The sequence below is a fragment of the Archangium sp. genome, from assembly GCF_036388035.1.
Classification (GTDB): Bacteria; Myxococcota; Myxococcia; order Myxococcales; family Myxococcaceae; genus Archangium.
Genome location: NZ_DASVSO010000671.1, coordinates 1 through 3,410, shown reverse-complemented (window position 1 = coordinate 3,410; position 3,410 = coordinate 1). Strand labels below are relative to the sequence as shown.

4 protein-coding genes and 1 pseudogene are annotated in these 3,410 nt (G+C 69.5%); 1 reads left to right on the top strand and 4 read right to left on the bottom strand.

The annotated features are described in order from the left end of the window. Positions 1-139: 139 nt before the first annotated feature. A complete protein-coding gene (locus VF697_RS27330; RefSeq protein WP_331099663.1) occupies positions 140-541 on the bottom strand; it encodes a cyclic nucleotide-binding/CBS domain-containing protein in 402 nt (133 codons plus the stop codon). 132 nt (positions 542-673) lie between these two features. Between VF697_RS27330 and VF697_RS27325 the strand changes: the two genes are divergently transcribed. Then, positions 674-1,222 (top strand): isochorismatase family protein, encoded by a 549-nt coding sequence (locus VF697_RS27325; protein ID WP_331099662.1) that lies wholly within the window; start codon positions 674-676, stop codon positions 1,220-1,222. A gap of 18 nt (positions 1,223-1,240) precedes the next feature. Here the strand turns inward: VF697_RS27325 and VF697_RS27320 are convergent, their stop codons facing one another. From VF697_RS27320 to VF697_RS27310, 3 genes and pseudogenes are all read right to left on the bottom strand, one after another. Next, the gene (locus VF697_RS27320) at positions 1,241-2,119 is read right to left on the bottom strand and encodes a metal ABC transporter permease (RefSeq protein ID WP_331099661.1); all 879 of its coding nucleotides are present in this window, start codon (positions 2,117-2,119) and stop codon (positions 1,241-1,243) included. Continuing rightward, positions 2,100-2,870, bottom strand: coding sequence for a metal ABC transporter ATP-binding protein (locus VF697_RS27315; RefSeq protein ID WP_331099664.1), 771 nt, complete (start codon positions 2,868-2,870; stop codon positions 2,100-2,102). The genes VF697_RS27320 and VF697_RS27315 overlap by 20 nt, the downstream gene beginning before the upstream one ends. A gap of 103 nt (positions 2,871-2,973) precedes the next feature. Then, positions 2,974-3,410 (bottom strand): annotated as a pseudogene (locus VF697_RS27310) (hypothetical protein); the annotation flags it as partial.

The following is a 3,410-nucleotide window of genomic DNA, read 5'->3' as shown; positions in this document are numbered from 1 at the left end:
GCCGGCGGTAGGTGGCCGGCGGGAAGCCGTTGGCGTGGGCGAGGTGCAGCACCGGGCCGGTACCGCCCCAGTCCTCCAGGTGCAGGGGGTCGCTCATCGCGCTCCGCATACCCCACGCGGCCCCGGGTGTCTTCCTCCGTCAGCCCGCCCGAGGGGTGTCGGGCAGGGTGCTCGCCAGGAAGCGGATGACGTCCGAGGGCGTGATGATGCCGAGCAGCTTCTCCTCACGCACCACGGGCAGGTGGTGGATGCGGTGCTCGCGGAAGAGCGCCATCACCTCGTCGGTGAGATCGAACTCGTCCACCGTGTGCACGGGCGAGGACATCACCTCTCGCGCGAAGGTGCGCAGCGAGCGGCCCGCGAGCAGGGCGTTCATGATGTCGGCCTCGCTCACGAAGCCCAGCACGCGCTCCTCGGCGTTCGTCACGGGCACGCCGCCGATGCGCTCCTCGGCCAGCAGCTGGGCGATCTCCGAGAGCGGAGTCTCCGGGGAGACGGACTTCACCGGTGCGGTCATCAGGTTGCGGGCGTGTCCCTTCATGCCGCCGAGCTTCGATGGGGGGGCGGGAAAGCGTCAATCTCCCGCCGTTCGGTGCGTCCACCTCCCGGCACCTCTCGGGCCCCGAGTGCGGAGCGCTTGACGCGCGGGCACGGCTTGGGAGGAATGGCCTCCATGCCCACCTTCCGACTCAAGAGAGACCAGGCCTCGCTGCTCGTCGTGGACATCCAGGAGCGCCTGTGCGCCGCCATGGAGCGGGACGCGCTCGACCGGGTGCTCAACCGCGCCAACGCCGCCATCGAGGGAGCGAAGGCGCTCGAGTTGCCCGTGCTCGTCACCGAGCAGTACCCCAAGGGCCTGGGGCCCACGCACTCGCTGGTGAAGATGCGGCTGGGCAACTACTCGGCGGTGGAGAAGCTCGAGTTCAGCGCCTGTGTGCCGGACGTGGTCACGCGGCTGGGCAACCGCAAGCAGGTCCTCCTCCTCGGCATGGAGACGCACGTCTGTGTCTTCCAGACGGTGCGCGACCTGACCGAGAAGGGCTTCACCCCGTTCCTCTGCGCCGACGCGGTGATGTCGCGCAACCCCGAGGATCGCCGCGTGGGCTTGAAGATGTGCCGCGAGGCGGGCGCGCACATCGTCACGGTGGAGGCCGCGCTCTTCGACCTGCTCGGGTGCGCGGGCACACCCGAGTTCAAGAAGGTCTCCGCCGCGGTCCGGTAGAGGCGCTGGGACCTTGGCTCAGCGCGCCGTGCCGTGGGTGACGAGCTGCCGCACGGTCCTCACCAGCAGCGCCAGCAGCACCAGCACGCTGGCGAGCACCGTCTGCGAGCCACCCACGGGGAAGTTGTAGAAGTAGGCGAAGAGGTAGCCGCCCAGCCCCGACACGGCTCCGACGAAGGTGGCCACCAGGAAGGTCCACGGCAGCCGCAGATCCAACATCAGCGCGGCGATGGCCGACAGGGTGGAGAAGGCGAACACCGGCAGCGCGCCCAGGGCTCGCGCCGACACGCCCACCATCAGGCCGATGGAGATCATCACCACCGCGTCGAGCAGGCGCACCGGCAGCCCCTGCACCATGGCGCCGATGCGATCGAAGCTGGCGAAGGTGAGGCCGCGGAACCACCACAGGTGGATGAAGAGGGTGGCGCCGCCCACCACGGCCACCGCGATGAGCTGGGGCCGCTCCACCAGCACCGCCGTGCCGAAGAGGATGCCCTGGATGTCATGGGCCTCCTGCGAGATGCGGTCGCCCACGAGGATGGCCGCGCCACCCGTGAGGGCGTAGGCAAGGCCCAGGACGCTCTCGCGGGTGAGCCGCATCCGCGTCGGGTCCATCATCAGCAGCACCGTGGACACCAGCGCCATGCCCGCGGCGCCCAGCGTGGGCTCCACGTGGAAGCCCAGGTGGATCTGCGCGAAGAAGGCCAGTGCCACGCCCAGGCCGGCCGACTGCGTCACCGCGGCGCTGACGAACACCATGCGCCGCAGCACCACGTACATGCTGAGGAACCCCAGCACGCACCCGGCGATGAGGGCGCACAGCATCGGGTCCCGGAACAGCTCGTAGGCGTCCCAGAACTGTGCCCAGGAGGAGGTCTCAACCGGCAGTGGGTCCAAGCGGATTTCCGGGGAGGGGAGGATGGGCGCGAGGGTGGACAGGGCAGTAGTCATCGCCGTACTTGTGTCGGAAGGCAGGATGGCAGAAGACCGTCTTCGGGTCCCCCAGAACGATGGCCGGGGCGTCCTTGTCCACGAAGAGGATCTGATCGGAGAACTCGGCGGCCACTTCCAGGTCGTGGCTCACCACCACCACCGCGAGCTTGCGCGGTCCCTTCGTCAGCTCCGAGAGGCGCTGCATCGTCTCGCGCTCGGCCACGGCGTCCATGGAGGCGGTGGGCTCGTCCAGCAGCACGAAGTCCGCCTCGGTGGCCAGCACCCGCGCCAGCAGGGCGCGCTGCTTCTGGCCCTCGGACAGATCGCGGTAGGGACGGTTGGCGATGATGGTGGCCCCGGCGGACTCCAGCGCCGCCCTCACCGTGTGCCGATCCTGCTTCTTGGCGAAGGGCCACAGGAAGTTCCACCCGTTCAGCCGACCCCACTGCACCAGCTCGCTCGAGCGCACCGGCAGCAGGGCGTCGATGCCGGAGGTCTGGGGCACGTAGGCGCTCTTCACGCGCTCGCTGGTGCGCTCCACGCAGCCGGACACCGGGGGCAGCATGCCCAGCAGCGTCTTGAACCAGGTGCTCTTGCCCGAGCCGTTGCGGCCGATCACCGACAGGAAGGTGCCGCGGCGGATCTGCAGGTTGATGCCCGGCAGCATCGGCTTGCCGTTGTAGCCGACGACCAGGTCCTCACAGCACAGGAGCAGATCGGCCGAGTGCTCGTGGTTGTGGTGGTGATGGTGGTCGTGAGCGTGGTCGTGGGGGTGTGCGTGCGAGTGCGGGTGCTTGTGGGGATGAAGATGGGGATGCTTATGGTCGTCCACGGGTCACCTCCGCTTCGGGCGAGACCTGCGCCAGCCGCTCGAGGAGCACCTCGAGTGCCTTGGCGTTGTCTGGGTCGTTGAAGTCCACCACGCCACCCGGGTTCAACGCCAGAGCGCCCCAGTCCAGGGGATCGAACAGTGTCGCCGACAGGGCCAGGTTCAGGGCCAGCCGGGCCTCCGGCGGGTTCTCCCGGTCCGAGGGCAGCTCCACCTCGCCGTCGAGCACCGCCACCGGCTCGTCACTGTCGCCGGTCGTGGGCTTGGGGAGATCCAGCCGGAAGCGGCGCTCGCCAGGGAAGCGCGGGGTGGGGCGCGCATCTCGCACGGTGCCCTCGAGCCGCAGCCTCTGGATGCCCCAGCGACCCTGGGACACCTGGGTATTGGGCAGCGCGCAGTCCGGCGTGCAGCCCACCGCGCGCGGCT

What these genes read in the sequence shown, in the direction of transcription:
- VF697_RS27330 (WP_331099663.1), bottom strand. Translation starts at nt 541, where the DNA reads ATGAAGGGACACGCCCGCAACCTGATGACCGCACCGGTGAAGTCCGTC.
- VF697_RS27325 (WP_331099662.1), top strand. Translation starts at nt 674, where the DNA reads ATGCCCACCTTCCGACTCAAGAGAGACCAGGCCTCGCTGCTCGTCGTG.